Here is a 16870-nt window from a genome sequence, read left to right as displayed (position 1 = left end):
TTCTAGTAACAATTACGTTTATTGTAACATGAAATAAAACTTTTTCTTTTACGTCCTTTATTAAACTTCAAAATTTATTTCTAAACTCCTTCTTCATTTAACAAGAAAATATAGTAAAAGAGACCTCTCCAATAGGATAAGGTCTCTAGCACGTCATTATTATTTTTTCTTTGGAATTTTAATTGTAATTTGATAGTACTCATCAAATTCTTCTTCCTCAGAATTAACATTCAAACCACTTTCAGTAACCATTTGTAAAGATTGTCTAATTGTATTCATAGCAATCCTCGTATCTCGACTTACTGCTTTTTGCTTTGCCTTACGCTTCGGTTTCGCTTCCTCTAGTAACTTCGCAATTCGTTCTTCTGTTTGCTTTACATTTAGTTGTTTCTCCACAATTTCCTGTAAAACTTTCAGTTGTAATTCCTCATTTTTTAAAGGAATGAGAGCGCGGGCATGACGTTCTGTAATGCTTTTTTCTAATAATGCACTTTTTATTTCTTCAGGCAACTTTAACAATCGCAACTTATTTGCGATTGTAGATTGTCCTTTTCCAAGTCGTTGTGCCAATGCTTCTTGTGTTAAATTATGTAACTCAATCAGCTTTTGATATGCCACAGCTTCCTCGATTGCCGTTAGTTCCTCACGTTGCAAGTTTTCAATTAAAGCTACAGAAGCTGTCTCTGTATCATTTAAGTTCTTTATAATTGCAGGAACCTTTTCCCAACCTAACTTTGTTGCCGCGCGAAAACGTCTTTCTCCAGCAATAATCTCGTACTTATCATCCTCATATTGCCTTACAACAATCGGCTGAATAAGTCCATGTGTACGAATTGTTAATGCTAGCTCATCAATACGCGCATCATCAAAAACTGTTCTTGGTTGATAACGGTTAGGGGTAATATTTACTATCGGAATTTCTTGTATTTCTTCATATACCTTTTTATCTATCTCTTCATGGCTTTCGTCTTGTAATTCGAATTCGCTCTCTTTATCTCCAAAGCCAAATAAACGAGAAAACGTATTTTTCATACATATTCCACCACCTTTTAGGCCTATTGACTATTCTCCATAAAATGTTTCCTATGAAACATTTACGTTTTCATTTATATAATTTAATCTTACGTCTAATAAGATTTATTTTTCAATAGGTAATTTATTGGGTGTTCCCGGTTTGCGTGGATATTTCTTTGGTGTCTTGCGCTTTTTCTCGATTAATAAAATATTACGTTCACTCTCTTCAAACGGTAATTGGAACGTAGACATCTCTTTTAACTCTCCGCCTAGCACCTCTAAAGCATACTTGCCATTTTCAATTTCTTCGTTTGCTGCTGCACCTTTCATTGCAATGAATGTTCCTCCAACTTTTACAAGCGGTAAACATAGCTCACTTAATACAGAAAGACGCGCAACTGCACGTGCCATTACAATATCGTATGATTCACGTACACCTTCTTTTTTCCCAAACGTTTCAGCACGATCGTGACAAAATGCAACATCACTTAATTCTAACTTTTGTGCTAAGTGATTTAAGAAATTAATACGTTTTTGCAACGAATCTACAATTGTTACTTTTAAATGCGGGAAACAAATTTTTAAAGGAATACTTGGGAATCCAGCCCCTGCACCAACATCGCAAATTGAGAATGGTTTTGAAAAATCATAATAAAAAGCAGCTGTAATGGAATCAAAAAAGTGTTTTAAATATACTTCTTCTTTTTCTGTAATAGCCGTTAAGTTCATTTTTTCATTCCACTCTACTAATGTTTCAAAGTAGATTTTGAACTGCTCTAACTGTCTAGAAGAGAGGGTGATTCCCTTCTCTTCTAGCATAGATTGAAATTGTTCTATGTTCATCTAGCAATATCTCCTTACTATTTATTGGTTCGATACGCGTGCAATTTTTCCTTGTTCTATATACACAAGTAAAATGGAAATATCCGCTGGATTTACGCCAGAAATACGTGAAGCCTGCCCCATTGAAAGTGGACGAACATCTTTCAATTTCTGTCTAGCTTCTGAAGCAATGCTAGAAATCGCATCATAATCAATATCTACAGGGATTTTTTTATTCTCCATTTTCTTCATACGCTCTACTTGCTGTAAAGATTTTTCAATATATCCTTCATACTTAATCTGAATTTCAACTTGTTCTTTAACTTCATCACTTAATTCTACTTCACTTGGTACTAAAAGATGAATATGCTCATATGTCATCTCTGGACGACGTAATAAGTCACTTGCACGTATTCCATCTTTCAATTCACTTCCGCCAATATTGCGAATTAATTCTTGAACTTCAGGACGTGGTTTAATAATAATGCTGCTTAAACGTTCCTTTTCCTGTTCAATTTGTAATTTTTTATTTGTAAATCGCTCATAGCGCTCTTCTTTAATTAATCCAATTTTACGACCAACTTCAGTTAAACGAAGATCAGCATTATCGTGGCGTAATAATAGACGGTATTCTGCACGAGACGTTAATAAACGATATGGTTCATTTGTACCTTTCGTTACAAGATCATCAATTAAGACGCCAATATAAGCATCCTCGCGACCTAAAACAACTTCTTCTTTACCTAAAGAACGGCATGCTGCATTAATTCCAGCCATAAGCCCTTGTCCGGCCGCCTCTTCGTAACCAGAAGTTCCATTAATTTGTCCTGCTGTATATAAATTTTTAATCTTTTTCGTTTCAAGTGTTGGCCATAGTTGTGTTGGCACGATTGCATCATATTCAATTGCATAACCTGTACGCATCATTTCAACATTTTCTAGGCCTGGAATTGTTCTAAGCATGTCACGTTGTACATCTTCTGGTAAGCTTGTGGATAAACCTTGTACATATACTTCTTGTGTATTACGCCCTTCTGGCTCTAAGAAAATTTGATGACGTGGTTTATCATTAAATCTTACTACTTTGTCTTCAATAGAAGGACAGTATCTAGGACCTGTTCCTTTAATCATACCAGAATACATAGCTGAACGATGTAAATTTTCATCTATTAAACGGTGTGTTTCTGTACTTGTATATGTCAACCAACATGGAATTTGATCCATAATAAATTTCGTTGTTTCAAAAGAGAATGCACGTGGCTTATCATCACCTGGTTGAATTTCTGTTTTACTGTAGTCAATTGTATTACTGTTTACACGAGGAGGTGTCCCTGTTTTAAATCTCACAAGATCAAATCCAAGCTCCTCTAAATGCTCAGATAATGTAATAGACGGTTGCTGGTTATTTGGACCACTTGAATATTTTAAGTCGCCCATGATAATCTCGCCGCGTAAAAATGTTCCAGTTGTAATTACAACTGTTTTTGCTGTATATTCTGCACCAGCTTGTGTAACTACCCCTTTACATACACCTTCTTCAACGATTAAACGCTCTACCATTCCTTGGAACAACGTTAAGTTTGGTGTTTCTTCAATTGTTTTCTTTAATTCATGTTGGTAAGAGAATTTATCAGCTTGCGCTCGAAGTGCACGTACGGCTGGTCCCTTACCTGTATTTAGCATACGCATTTGAATATGAGTTTTATCAATATTACGTCCCATTTCTCCGCCTAATGCATCAATTTCACGAACAACAATCCCTTTTGCTGGTCCACCAACAGAAGGGTTACATGGCATGAATGCTACCATATCCAAGTTAATTGTTAACATTAATGTTTTTGAGCCCATTCGTGCTGCCGCAAGACCAGCTTCACATCCTGCATGACCTGCACCGATTACTATGACATCGTATGAACCGGCATTGTATCCCATTGTTTATTCCTCCTAATAATCTCTATCTTTCTACAACTTCACTATATTATTTTCCTAAACAAAATTGAGAGAACAACTGGTCAATTAAGCTTTCATGCACTGTGTCCCCAGTAATTTCACCAAGTATTTCCCACGTTCTTGTTAAATCAATTTGTACCATATCAATTGGTACACCATTTTCAATCGCCTCAACTGCATCACAGATTGTTTTTCCTGCTTGTGTTAATAATCCAATATGTCTCGCATTAGAAACATATGTCATATCTGCAGAATCGATTGTTCCTTCAAAGAATAAATCAGCTATTGCCTTTTCGAGTTCATCTATCCCTTGTTCCTCAATTAAGGATGTTGTAATAACACGATTTCCCGCGGCTAACTCTGTAACACGTTCCATATCAATCGCTTGCGGTAAATCAGTCTTATTCACAATAACAATAAAGTCTTTTCCTTGTACCGCACGGAATAGATCTTCATCCTCATTTGTTAAAGCCTCGCTATAGTTGACAACAACTAATACTAAATCCGCTTGGCTCATCATTTCTTTTGAACGTTCCACACCAATTCGTTCAACAACATCTTCTGTCTCCCGAATACCGGCTGTATCTATAAGTTTAAGAGGTACACCACGCACGTTAACGTACTCTTCAATAACATCACGAGTTGTTCCTGCAATATCAGTTACAATTGCCTTTTTCTCCTGAACAAGACTATTTAATAACGATGATTTCCCAACGTTGGGTCTACCGATAATTGCTGTAGCAATACCCTCACGTAAAATTTTCCCTTGTTTTGATGTTTCTAATATTTTTTCGATTTCCGAACGAACATGCGTCGCTTTCTCAATTAAAATATTATGTGTCATCTCTTCTACATCATCGTATTCTGGATAATCTATATTTACCTCAACATGAGCTAATGTTTCTAATATTTCTTGACGCAAAAGACCAATTAATTTAGATAATCGCCCTTCCATTTGATTAATTGCTACATTCATCGCACGATCTGTTTTTGCTCGAATCAAATCCATAACAGCTTCTGCTTGTGATAAATCGATACGTCCATTTAAAAAAGCACGTTTTGTAAATTCGCCCGGTTCTGCCAATCGTACTCCTTGTGCTAGAATAAGTTGCAATACTTTATTTACTGAAACAAGTCCACCGTGACAGTTAATTTCCACTATATTTTCACGTGTAAAAGTCCTTGGTGCGCGCATAATAGACACCATAACTTCTTCAATAACTTGATTTGTATCTAAATCAACAATATGACCATAATGAATAGTGTGAGAAGGAACCTCTGTTAAATCCTTCCCCTTAAAAATACGATTAACTTTCTCAACCGCATCATCCCCACTTACTCGAACAATGGCAATTGCACCCTCTCCAAGCGCTGTGGAAATCGCAGCAATTGTATCAAATTCCATGTCCTTTCACCTCACTTGCTTATTTATCTCTATTTCAACATGATTATTTCTTTCACTAAATTATTAGGATACCATAACGAACCTATCTACAAAAGAAGAATAACTCATTTTATTATATCCCCATGTAAAAAACACTAAACTTATTCACAGTGGATAAGTTTAGTGTTTTTTAGTTATCCACATCTATTTTCCGCTCAAAAAAACCGGCACTCATTTGAGCAACCGGTCATTTAGGAGATATTACAACATGCCGATGTGGTTCATTTCCTTCAGAAGTTGTATTGATACCTTGATGATTTGATAATGCCTGATGAATAATTTTTCGTTCAAAAGATGGCATCGGTTCTAAAATAACTCTTTTTTTCGTATTAAATACTTGTTTCGCTAATCGATAAGAAAGTGATTCTAACGTACTTTTTCTTTTACTACGATAATTTTCAGCATCTAGTGTAATACCGATATACTGCTTCGTGTTACGATTCGCGACAAGTTTTGTTAAATAATGTAAAGAGTTCAATGTATTACCTCTTTTCCCAATTAAAACACCTACATTATCACCAGAAATTGTAAATTCAATTTCGCGTCCTTTTACAATTTTACTAATCTCAACTTCCACACCCATATCGTGAATAACATTTCTTAAATATTCTTCACATTCTTGAATTGGATCTTTCTTCAATACAACTTCTACTACTGCAGGACGATTCCCAAATAAACCTAAGAATCCTCTTTTACCCTCATCGACAATATTTATATCTACTCGATCTTTTGATGTATTTAATTGCCTTAAAGCATCCTCTACTGCCATCTCGACTGTTTGTCCTTTAGCAGTAATTACACTCACTTGCTTGAGCCTCCAGCTTTGCTAGCCTTAATTTCTGGCCCTTTGATAAAGTACATTTGAGCAATACCAAAGATATTACCAACAACCCAGTAAAGTGATAATGCGGCTGGGAAGTTAATTGCAAAGATTAAAATCATAATCGGCATAAGCCAAAGCATCATTGCCATTTGCGGATTTTGACCAGCTGTTCCTGCCATTGCAAGCTTTTGCTGAATAAATGTCGTAATTGCTGCAACGACCGGTAAGATATAGAACGGGTCTGCATGTCCTAAATCGAACCATAAGAAACTATGTTGTTTAATTTCAGCTGTTCTCATAATTGCATGATAAAAAGCGAACAGAATTGGCATTTGAATAAAGATTGGTAAACAACCAGCTAATGGATTTACACCATTTTTTTGATATAACTGCATCATTTCTTGCTGCAGTTTTTGCTGTGTCGCTTGATCTTTAGAGCTATATTTCTCTTTTAACTTCACCATTTCCGGTTGTAACGCTTGCATCGCTTTCGTACTCTTCGTTTGTTTAATCATTAGTGGTAATAATGCAAAACGAATGATAAGAGTTGTAATAACAATTGCTAAACCGTAATTACTGTTAAATAAGTCGGCAAAATACGTGATTAACTGAGAAAGCGGATATACGAAATATTCATTCCAAATCCCAGTACTTTTCGATGTAATCGGCTGACCCGTTTCACTACAACCGGTGGCAATCGCCATTAATGCAACGACCATGGCTAGTAAACCTAATTTCTTTTTCAAAGCCTACTCCTCCTTGTATCGGTATGTATATAGTGTAATTCATTTCCTTACGCTACTTTTTTATTCTTTTCATACCAGAGCGTTTAAAGACATGAATTAAGCTTTTCTTTACTTCTTCATATGTCATCTCTGCACAAGGCTTCCTTGCTATTATAACAAAATCTTTCCCAGAATCTATCTCATCTTTTAACTCTGTAATAGCCTGACGGACCATGCGCTTAATTCGATTACGAACTACTGCATTTCCAATTTTCTTGCTAACAGAAAGGCCGATGCGAAAGTTTGGCTGTTCTTCTTTATCTAATTGGTATACAACAAACTGACGATTCGCATTTGATTTTCCTTTTTGAAAAACCGCCTGGAATTCATCATTCTTCTTTATACGATGTTTTTTCTTCATATCAATTGACACTCCTGTATTTCATCAGCGGAAATTCACTATTATTAGAAAAAAAGACCACTGAACGATCAGTGGTCTACGCAGATAATACTTTTCTTCCTTTACGACGACGAGCTGCTAGCACTTTACGTCCGTTCGCTGTGCTCATACGGCTGCGGAAACCATGTACTTTGCTGCGCTTACGTTTATTTGGTTGGTAAGTTCTTTTCATTATATGACACCTCCCTGAGGAATATCTGTTAAAGACAGTCCTATAAATTATAGTTAATCAACTAGGAAAATGTCAATGGTTCTAGAAATTTTCATCAAATATTCATTTTGAACCTATTCACATACTTTTACACAGCACCTATATTTCCTTGTGGATAAATGTTTTTTCACGTTTTTTATATCCACAAACTTTTTTCGCACTTTTACACAGTATATCGTGTTGTGGACAAGTTTATTCCACAAGGTATTGATTTTGTGGATAACTTTCTTAAATTCATTGCTATAGCCACTTTTTTTTGATATTATAGTTGTGTTTTCACTTTGAATAAGTTTTCCACACCTTTATTTTATCCACAGTTTGTGTATAACATGTGGACAGTTTTAATCACATGTGGGTAAATAGTTGTCCACATTTGCTTTTTTTGTCGAAAACCCTATCTCATATACAAACGACGTTTTTAGGTTTTAAAATACGTTTCGTATAAATATACATTTTATATTTATTGGGTTGTACATTTGTTGCGCAACCTTATTCTTTTACCATCTTAGTAAAGGAGGGACACCTTTGGAAAATATCTCTGATTTATGGAATAGTGCCTTAAAAGAATTAGAAAAAAAGGTAAGCAAGCCTAGTTATGAGACATGGTTAAAATCAACAACGGCTCATAACTTGAAGAAAGACGTATTAACGATTACAGCTCCAAATGAATTTGCTCGTGACTGGCTAGAATCTCATTACTCCGAACTAATTTCAGAAACACTATACGATTTAACAGGGGCAAAATTAGCAATTCGCTTTATTATTCCTCAAAGTCAAGCTGAAGAGGATATTGATCTGCCTCCAGTTAAGCCGAATCCAGCACAAGATGATTCAGCTCATTTACCACAGAGCATGTTAAATCCAAAATATACATTTGATACATTTGTTATCGGCTCTGGTAACCGTTTTGCCCATGCAGCTTCATTAGCTGTAGCCGAGGCGCCAGCTAAAGCGTATAACCCACTCTTTATTTACGGGGGAGTTGGGCTTGGAAAGACGCATTTAATGCACGCAATTGGTCATTATGTAATTGAACATAATCCAAATGCAAAAGTTGTATATTTATCATCAGAAAAATTTACAAATGAATTTATTAACTCTATTCGTGATAATAAGGCTGTTGATTTTCGTAATAAATATCGCAACGTAGATGTTTTATTGATAGATGATATTCAATTTCTTGCTGGAAAAGAACAAACTCAAGAAGAGTTTTTCCATACATTTAATGCATTACACGAAGAAAGTAAACAAATTGTAATTTCTAGTGATCGACCACCAAAAGAAATTCCGACTTTAGAAGATCGTCTTCGTTCCCGCTTTGAATGGGGGCTTATTACAGATATTACGCCGCCAGATTTAGAGACACGAATTGCGATTTTACGCAAAAAAGCAAAAGCTGAAGGGCTTGATATACCAAATGAAGTTATGCTTTATATCGCAAATCAAATTGATTCAAATATTCGTGAATTAGAAGGTGCACTTATCCGAGTTGTAGCTTATTCATCTTTAATTAATAAAGATATTAATGCTGATTTAGCAGCTGAAGCACTTAAAGATATTATTCCAAATTCTAAGCCAAAAATTATCTCTATTTATGATATTCAAAAAGCTGTCGGGGATGTTTATCAAGTGAAATTAGAAGATTTTAAAGCGAAAAAACGTACCAAATCAGTTGCGTTTCCTCGCCAAATTGCAATGTATTTATCGCGCGAGCTTACAGATTCCTCTTTACCAAAAATAGGTGAAGAATTTGGTGGACGTGATCATACAACAGTTATCCATGCCCATGAAAAAATCTCTAAACTACTAAAAACCGATACGCAATTACAAAAGCAAGTTGAAGAAATTAATGGTATTTTAAAGTAGTAGCTGAATAGTGTGAATAACTTACCTTGTTTTACGCACAGTCTATCCACATGTAGATAGACTGTTTTTACATCCTTTATAGGGGTTATCCACATATCCACAAGCCCTATTACTATTACTACTATTTTTTTATCTTTATTAATTAAATAAAATCTTATACTTACCGGAGGTTTTTCTTTATGCGTTTTACAATACAAAAAGACTATCTTGTAAGAGGTGTACAAGATGTAATGAAGGCAGTTTCTTCTCGTACAACAATCCCCATCCTTACGGGAATTAAAGTTGTAGCTACTGAAGAAGGGGTTACATTAACAGGAAGCGATGCTGATATTTCTATTGAATCGTTTATTCCAGTCGAAGAAGATGGAAAAGAAATCGTAGAAATTGCTCAATCAGGAAGCATTGTTTTACAGGCAAAATATTTTAGTGAGATTGTAAAAAAACTACCTAAAGACACTGTCGAAATCTCTGTAGAAAATCATTTTATGACAAAAATAAAATCTGGAAAATCAGAGTTTAACTTAAATGGTTTAGATTCTGCAGAATATCCGTTATTGCCACAGATTGAAGAACATCATGTATTTAAGATACCAACAGATTTACTTAAGCATATGATCAGACAAACTGTATTTGCAGTTTCTACTTCTGAAACAAGACCGATCTTGACAGGTGTAAACTGGAAGGTATATAACAGCGAGTTAACTTGTATTGCAACAGATAGTCATAGACTGGCACTTCGAAAAGCAAAAATTGAAGGACATAACATTGCAGATGAATTCCAAGCTAATGTTGTTATTCCAGGTAAGAGCTTAAATGAATTAAGTAAAATTTTAGATGAGTCTGAAGAAATGGTAGATATCGTTATTACGGAGTATCAAGTATTATTCCGTACAAAACATTTATTATTCTTCTCAAGATTGTTAGAAGGAAATTATCCTGATACGACACGTTTAATTCCAGCAGAGAGTAAAACGGATATTTTTGTAAATACAAAAGAATTCCTACAAGCAATTGATCGTGCTTCACTATTAGCAAGAGATGGCCGCAATAACGTTGTTAAATTGTCAACTTTAGAGCAAGAAATGCTAGAGATTTCTTCAAATTCACCAGAAATCGGAAAAGTTGTCGAAGAAGTACAATGTGAAAAAGTAGATGGAGAAGAGTTAAAAATATCTTTTAGTGCAAAATATATGATGGATGCATTAAAAGCTTTGGATAGTACAGAGATTAAAGTTAGCTTTACTGGAGCAATGAGACCGTTCTTAATTCGTACAGTAAATGATGATTCAATTATTCAATTAATTTTACCGGTTCGTACTTACTAGGTAAGGAATAAGGGTTGCTAGTTTAAAGATGCTAGTGGCCCTTATTTGATTTTTGGGTATTACTTTCCTAATGCTAGTTTATTTAGTACAATGAAAGAATGAACACTTTCAGAAAGTGAGCGATTTTATGAAACGTATTAAAATTTCAACAGAGTATATTACACTAGGACAATTTTTAAAGTTAGCTGATGTAATTGATACAGGTGGCGCTGTAAAATGGTTTTTACAAGAATATGAAGTGTACGTGAACAACGAACTTGAAAATAGAAGAGGTCGCAAACTATATGCGAATGATGTTATTGAAATTCCAGGAAGCGGAACTTTCCAAGTTCAGGCATAAAGGGGGAGCCCTTTGTTTATTTCAGAAATACAATTAAAAAACTATCGCAATTATGAAAAATTAGAGCTTTCCTTTGAAGATAAGGTAAATGTAATTATCGGCGAAAATGCACAAGGGAAAACAAATTTGATGGAAGCTATTTATGTTTTAGCGATGGCGAAATCTCATAGAACCTCTAATGATCGCGAACTTATCCGCTGGGATGAAGATTTTGGTCAAATAAAGGGGAAATTACAAAAAAGAAACAGTTCTTTGTCTTTGGAATTAAATATTTCGAAAAAAGGTAAAAAGGCAAAATTAAATCAACTTGAACAACAAAAGTTAAGTCAATATATTGGCGTGATGAACGTTGTCATGTTTGCCCCAGAAGATTTAAATCTTGTAAAAGGAAGCCCTCAAGTAAGAAGACGCTTTTTAGATATGGAATTAGGACAAATAGCTCCTGTATATTTGTATGAATTAAGTCAATATCAAAAGGTGCTCACGCAACGAAATCACTTGTTGAAAAAAATGCAAGGGAATAGTAAGAATGAGGAAACGATGTTGGATGTATTTACACTTCAACTAATTGAGCATGGTGCGAAAATACTGCAAAAACGTTTTGAATTTTTGCATTTGCTACAGGAATGGGCAGCTCCAATTCATCGAGGTATAAGCCGTGGATTAGAAGAGTTAGAAATTGTCTATAAACCAAGTGTAGATGTATCAGAATCAATGGATTTGTCGAAAATAAAAGAAGTATACTATGAAAGTTTTCAATCTGTGAAACAACGTGAAATTTTCCGTGGTACGACTTTAATTGGTCCTCATCGTGACGATTTACAATTCTTCGTTAATAGTAAAAATGTTCAAGTCTTTGGTTCGCAAGGACAACAACGAACGACCGCACTATCCCTAAAATTAGCTGAAATTGAATTGATTTATTCAGAGGTTAAAGAATATCCAATCCTTTTGTTGGATGATGTTTTATCAGAATTAGATGATTATCGTCAATCACATCTTTTAAATACAATTCAAGGAAAAGTGCAAACATTTGTTACAACGACGAGTGTCGACGGAATTGAACACGAAACATTAAAAGAAGCGAAAACAATTCATGTAACGAACGGCACTGTAGATTGTGAAATAGATAGGGAATAACCCCTGTTTAAATGGAAAAGTAGGTGATCTTTGTGTCAATGGAACAAAAGCAAATGCAAGAAAATGCATATGATGAAAGTCAGATACAGGTGCTTGAAGGACTAGAGGCAGTTCGGAAACGCCCTGGTATGTATATTGGATCTACAAGTGGAAAAGGGCTTCACCATCTTGTGTGGGAAATCGTAGATAATAGTATTGATGAAGCACTTGCAGGTTATTGTGATGAAATTAATGTTAGTATCGAAGAAGATAATAGTATTCGTGTAACGGATAATGGGCGTGGTATTCCGGTTGGTATACAAGAAAAAATGGGACGTCCAGCTGTAGAAGTTATTATGACTGTTCTCCACGCCGGTGGTAAATTTGGCGGTGGCGGTTATAAAGTTTCTGGTGGTTTACATGGTGTTGGGGCATCGGTTGTAAATGCTCTATCAACAGAATTAGAAGTATTTGTACATCGTGAAGGTAAAATCCATTACCAAAAATACGAAAGAGGTATTCCGGTTGCGGATTTAAAAGTCATTGGTGACACAGATCAAACAGGAACAATAACTCGATTTAAACCAGATCCGGAAATTTTCCAAGAAACAACAGTATACGATTTTGATACGCTAGCAACTCGTATGCGTGAATTAGCGTTTTTAAATCGTAATATTAAATTAACAATTGAAGATAAACGTGAACATAAGCAAAAGAAAGAATTCCATTACGAAGGTGGAATTAAATCATACGTTGAGCATTTAAATCGCTCAAAACAACCGATTCATGAAGAGCCTGTGTACGTAGAAGGTTCAAAAGATGGTATTCAGGTTGAGGTTTCTCTTCAATATAACGAGGGATACACAAATAATATTTACTCATTTACGAATAACATCCATACGTATGAAGGTGGTACACATGAGGTAGGTTTTAAAACAGCTTTAACTCGTGTAATCAACGACTATGGTCGTAAAAATAGCATTTTAAAAGATGCGGACAGTAATTTAACTGGTGAGGATGTTCGTGAAGGTTTAACAGCAATTGTATCAATCAAGCATCCAAATCCACAATTTGAAGGACAAACGAAGACAAAACTTGGGAATAGTGAAGCGAGAACAATTACAGAGTCTGTATTCTCAGAGGCGTTTGAAAAGTTCTTACTAGAAAATCCTAATGTAGCGCGAAAAATTGTAGAAAAAGGTACGATGGCTGCACGTGCACGTGTAGCTGCGAAAAAAGCGCGTGAATTGACACGTCGAAAGAGTGCGTTAGAAGTTTCAAGTTTACCTGGTAAATTAGCTGATTGCTCTTCGAAAGATCCAGCAATTAGTGAAATTTACATCGTAGAGGGTGACTCTGCGGGTGGATCTGCAAAACAAGGACGCGATCGTCATTTCCAAGCAATTTTACCGCTGAAGGGTAAAATTATTAATGTGGAAAAGGCACGCTTAGATAAGATTTTATCAAATGATGAAGTTCGTACAATTATTACGGCGATTGGTACAAATATTGGTGGAGACTTCGATATTGAAAAAGCACGCTATCATAAGGTTATTATTATGACCGATGCCGATGTTGATGGTGCACATATTCGTACCCTATTATTAACGTTCTTCTATCGTTATATGCGTCAAATAATTGAGTGTGGTTATATCTATATTGCACAGCCGCCGTTGTTTAAAATACAACAAGGTAAAAAAATTCAATATGCTTACAACGATAAGGAACTTGAAAAAATCTTAGCAGAATTACCGGCCCAACCTAAGCCAGGGATTCAGCGTTATAAAGGTCTAGGGGAAATGAATCCAACTCAGCTATGGGAGACGACAATGGATCCAGAAGTACGTTCATTACTTCAAGTTTCCCTTCAAGATGCAATTGAAGCAGACGAAACATTTGAAATTTTAATGGGAGATAAAGTAGAGCCACGTCGTAACTTTATCCAAGAGAATGCAAAATACGTGAAGAACCTTGATATTTAAATGAGTAATGACAGGAATCTAAGTATTCCTGTCTTCTACATATAAATCAATGTATGTGTAACGGAAATGTAAGAGGAGGTGCTCGTTGATGTCAGACAATCAACAACAAGCACGAATTCGAGAAATTAATATTAGTCATGAAATGCGTACCTCATTTTTAGATTACGCAATGAGTGTTATCGTATCTCGTGCATTACCAGATGTTCGTGATGGATTAAAACCTGTGCATCGTAGGGTTTTATATGCGATGAATGATTTAGGAATTACAGCTGATAAAGCGTATAAGAAATCAGCACGTATTGTCGGTGAAGTAATCGGTAAGTATCACCCTCATGGTGATTCAGCCGTTTATGAAACAATGGTACGTATGGCGCAAGATTTTAGTCAACGTTATATGCTTGTAGATGGGCATGGTAACTTCGGTTCTGTAGATGGAGATTCAGCAGCTGCAATGCGTTATACAGAGGCAAGAATGTCTAAGATTTCTATGGAATTAATACGTGATATTTCAAAAAATACAATTGATTATCAAGATAACTATGATGGTTCCGAAAGAGAACCGATAGTACTACCAGCGCGTTTCCCTAATTTATTAGTAAACGGTACAACAGGTATTGCTGTTGGTATGGCAACAAATATACCGCCGCATCAGCTTGGCGAAGTAATTGATGGTGTGCTGGCATTAAGTCATAATCCTGATATTACTATCGCGGAATTAATGGAATACATTCCCGGTCCAGACTTTCCGACGGCAGGTTTAATTTTAGGAAGAAGTGGAATTCGAAGAGCTTATGAAACAGGTCGCGGTTCCATTATGCTTCGTGCTAAGGTTGAAATTGAAGAGAAGTCAAACGGTAAACAATCTATTATCGTAACTGAACTACCTTATCAAGTTAATAAGGCACGATTAATTGAAAAAATCGCAGAATTAGTTCGCGATAAGAAAATTGAAGGTATTACAGATTTACGTGATGAATCAGATCGTAATGGTATGCGTATTGTCATGGAAGTACGTCGTGATGCTAATGCAAACGTACTATTAAACAATCTATATAAACATACAGCGCTTCAAACAAGTTTCGGTATTAATATGTTGTCTCTTGTAAATGGGGAGCCACAAGTACTAAATTTAAAACAAAATCTATATCATTATTTAGAGCATCAGAAGGTAGTAATTCGTAGACGTACTGCTTATGAATTAGAAAAAGCAGAAGCACGTGCTCATATTTTAGAAGGATTACGAATTGCTTTAGATCATCTTGATGAAGTTATTACGTTAATTCGTAGTTCAAAAACGGCAGATATTGCCAAGCAAGGCTTAATGGAACGTTTTGGTTTAAGTGAGAAACAAGCGCAAGCGATTTTAGATATGCGTCTGCAACGCTTAACTGGATTAGAACGTGAAAAAATTGAGCAAGAATATCAAGACTTAATGAAGTTAATTGCTGAATTAAAAGCGATTTTAGCAGATGAAGAAAAAGTTCTTGAGATTATTCGTGAAGAATTAACAGAAGTAAAAGAGCGTTTCAATGATAAGAGACGAACAGAAATTACAATTGGCGGTATGGAATTTATTGAAGATGAAGATTTAATTCCTGAACAAAACATTGCGATTACGTTAACTCATAACGGTTATATTAAGAGGTTACCAGCTTCTACGTACAAAACACAGAACCGTGGGGGACGTGGTGTGCAAGGAATGGGTACGAATGATGATGACTTTGTTGAACATTTATTAACAACGTCTACTCATGATCATATTTTATTCTTTACAAACAAGGGTAAAGTATACCGTACGAAAGGATATGAAATTCCAGAGTATAGTCGTACTGCAAAAGGACTACCAATTATTAACCTATTAGGGGTAGATAAGGGTGAGTGGATTAACGCTATTATTCCGATTCGTGAATTTGGTGACGATCAGTTCTTATTCTTTACGACAAAACAAGGGGTTTCTAAGAGAACGCCACTTTCATCATTTGCAAATATACGTACAAATGGTTTAATTGCAATTTCTCTTCGTGAAGAGGATGAGGTAATATCTGTACGTTTAACATCGGGTGATAAGGATATTATTGTCGGGACAAGTAACGGTATGCTAATTCGTTTCAATGAACAAGATGTTCGTTCTATGGGACGTAATGCTGCAGGTGTTAAAGCTATTACGTTGGGCGATGAAGACCAAGTTGTAGGTATGGAAATTGTCGAAGAGGATGTAAATGTTCTAATTGTAACGAAAAATGGTTACGGAAAGCGTACACCGATTGATGAATACCGTCTGCAAAGCCGCGGTGGTAAAGGTCTGAAAACTTGTAACATTACAGATAAGAACGGTAAATTAGTAGCTGTTAAATCTGTTACAGGTGAAGAAGATATTATGTTAATTACAGCGGCAGGCGTTATTATTCGTATGCCAGTTGATCAAATCTCTCAAATGGGACGTAATACACAAGGTGTTCGTCTAATTCGATTAGAGGAAGACCAAGAGGTAGCGACGGTAGCAAAAGCACAAAAAGATGAAGAGGAAGAAACGAGTGAAGAGGTTTCTTCAGAAGAATAAGAGAGGGGATTTTCCCTCTCTTTATTTTTTTATAATAATACTTGCATAGGGAAGAGAAAGCCTATATAATAGGCAGAGTCAGCAAATAAGAGATACAACTTATCGAAAAAACTTGTTGACGAAAATAATATACTATGATATATTATAAAAGTCGCTGAAACGCGATATTGAACTTTGAAAACTAAACGAAACAAACAACGTGAAACGTCAATTTTTATTTTAGATGCTA

General features: G+C 35.5%; 14 protein-coding genes. 6 read left to right on the top strand and 8 right to left on the bottom strand.

Features of this window, described 5'->3' with window-relative positions; translation table 11 throughout:
• Nucleotides 1–159: 159 nt before the first annotated feature.
• From noc to rpmH, 8 genes are all read right to left on the bottom strand, one after another.
• Nucleotides 160–1032 carry a nucleoid occlusion protein gene (noc, locus tag ACQGSG_RS10785; RefSeq protein WP_000799016.1) on the bottom strand — a complete coding sequence of 291 codons (873 nt, stop codon included), beginning with the start codon at nt 1030–1032 and terminating at the stop codon, nt 160–162.
• Nucleotides 1033–1137: 105 nt separating this feature from the next.
• A complete protein-coding gene (rsmG, locus tag ACQGSG_RS10780; protein ID WP_001019628.1) occupies nt 1138–1857 on the bottom strand; it encodes a 16S rRNA (guanine(527)-N(7))-methyltransferase RsmG in 720 nt (239 codons plus the stop codon).
• Nucleotides 1858–1878: 21 nt separating this feature from the next.
• Nucleotides 1879–3768, bottom strand: coding sequence for a tRNA uridine-5-carboxymethylaminomethyl(34) synthesis enzyme MnmG (gene mnmG, locus ACQGSG_RS10775; RefSeq protein ID WP_000541055.1), 1890 nt, complete (start codon nt 3766–3768; stop codon nt 1879–1881).
• Between the two features lie 46 nt (nt 3769–3814).
• On the bottom strand, nt 3815–5191 hold the full coding sequence (mnmE, locus tag ACQGSG_RS10770) for a tRNA uridine-5-carboxymethylaminomethyl(34) synthesis GTPase MnmE (protein ID WP_098869458.1): 1377 nt from the start codon (nt 5189–5191) through the stop codon (nt 3815–3817).
• Nucleotides 5192–5417: 226 nt separating this feature from the next.
• A complete protein-coding gene (gene jag, locus ACQGSG_RS10765; protein ID WP_325842996.1) occupies nt 5418–6035 on the bottom strand; it encodes an RNA-binding cell elongation regulator Jag/EloR in 618 nt (205 codons plus the stop codon).
• Nucleotides 6032–6799, bottom strand: coding sequence for a YidC family membrane integrase SpoIIIJ (gene spoIIIJ / locus ACQGSG_RS10760; RefSeq protein WP_000727737.1), 768 nt, complete (start codon nt 6797–6799; stop codon nt 6032–6034). Before spoIIIJ ends, jag begins: the two co-directional genes overlap by 4 nt.
• Nucleotides 6800–6851: 52 nt before the next feature.
• Nucleotides 6852–7199, bottom strand: coding sequence for a ribonuclease P protein component (gene rnpA, locus ACQGSG_RS10755; protein WP_000726621.1), 348 nt, complete (start codon nt 7197–7199; stop codon nt 6852–6854).
• A gap of 76 nt (nt 7200–7275) precedes the next feature.
• Nucleotides 7276–7410, bottom strand: a complete 135-nt coding sequence (gene rpmH / locus ACQGSG_RS10750) for a 50S ribosomal protein L34 (RefSeq protein ID WP_000831901.1) — start codon at nt 7408–7410, stop codon at nt 7276–7278.
• Nucleotides 7411–7974: 564 nt separating this feature from the next.
• Between rpmH and dnaA the strand changes: the two genes are divergently transcribed.
• The 6 genes from dnaA (at nt 7975) to gyrA (ending at nt 16641) form a co-directional block, all read left to right on the top strand.
• Entirely contained in the window at nt 7975–9315 is a 1341-nt protein-coding gene (gene dnaA / locus ACQGSG_RS10745) for a chromosomal replication initiator protein DnaA (RefSeq protein ID WP_000428017.1), read from the top strand.
• A 179-nt stretch (nt 9316–9494) separates the two neighbouring features.
• Entirely contained in the window at nt 9495–10640 is a 1146-nt protein-coding gene (gene dnaN, locus ACQGSG_RS10740; protein WP_001212884.1) for a DNA polymerase III subunit beta, read from the top strand.
• A 127-nt stretch (nt 10641–10767) separates the two neighbouring features.
• Nucleotides 10768–10980, top strand: a complete 213-nt coding sequence (yaaA, locus tag ACQGSG_RS10735) for a S4 domain-containing protein YaaA (protein WP_000821364.1) — start codon at nt 10768–10770, stop codon at nt 10978–10980.
• Nucleotides 10981–10992: 12 nt separating this feature from the next.
• Nucleotides 10993–12120, top strand: coding sequence for a DNA replication/repair protein RecF (recF, locus tag ACQGSG_RS10730; protein WP_000470745.1), 1128 nt, complete (start codon nt 10993–10995; stop codon nt 12118–12120).
• A gap of 38 nt (nt 12121–12158) precedes the next feature.
• A complete protein-coding gene (gyrB, locus tag ACQGSG_RS10725; RefSeq protein WP_000435982.1) occupies nt 12159–14081 on the top strand; it encodes a DNA topoisomerase (ATP-hydrolyzing) subunit B in 1923 nt (640 codons plus the stop codon).
• Nucleotides 14082–14169: 88 nt separating this feature from the next.
• Entirely contained in the window at nt 14170–16641 is a 2472-nt protein-coding gene (gene gyrA / locus ACQGSG_RS10720) for a DNA gyrase subunit A (RefSeq protein ID WP_001282864.1), read from the top strand.
• Nucleotides 16642–16870 lie beyond the last annotated feature (229 nt).

This window comes from Bacillus sp. GMa5/1, from assembly GCF_050172015.1.
Lineage (GTDB): Bacteria > Bacillota > Bacilli > Bacillales > Bacillaceae_G > Bacillus_A > Bacillus_A cereus.
The sequence above is the reverse complement of the archived record's forward strand: the minus strand, read 5'-3'. Positions and strand labels throughout refer to the sequence as shown.

Coding starts and splice junctions, on each gene's coding strand:
- noc (WP_000799016.1), bottom strand. CDS start 1,032: ATGAAAAATACGTTTTCTCGTTTATTTGGCTTTGGAGATAAAGAGAGC.
- rsmG (WP_001019628.1), bottom strand. CDS start 1,857: ATGAACATAGAACAATTTCAATCTATGCTAGAAGAGAAGGGAATCACC.
- mnmG (WP_000541055.1), bottom strand. CDS start 3,768: ATGGGATACAATGCCGGTTCATACGATGTCATAGTAATCGGTGCAGGT.
- mnmE (WP_098869458.1), bottom strand. CDS start 5,191: ATGGAATTTGATACAATTGCTGCGATTTCCACAGCGCTTGGAGAGGGT.
- rnpA (WP_000726621.1), bottom strand. CDS start 7,199: ATGAAGAAAAAACATCGTATAAAGAAGAATGATGAATTCCAGGCGGTT.
- rpmH (WP_000831901.1), bottom strand. CDS start 7,410: ATGAAAAGAACTTACCAACCAAATAAACGTAAGCGCAGCAAAGTACAT.
- dnaN (WP_001212884.1), top strand. CDS start 9,495: ATGCGTTTTACAATACAAAAAGACTATCTTGTAAGAGGTGTACAAGAT.
- yaaA (WP_000821364.1), top strand. CDS start 10,768: ATGAAACGTATTAAAATTTCAACAGAGTATATTACACTAGGACAATTT.
- gyrB (WP_000435982.1), top strand. CDS start 12,159: ATGGAACAAAAGCAAATGCAAGAAAATGCATATGATGAAAGTCAGATA.
- gyrA (WP_001282864.1), top strand. CDS start 14,170: ATGTCAGACAATCAACAACAAGCACGAATTCGAGAAATTAATATTAGT.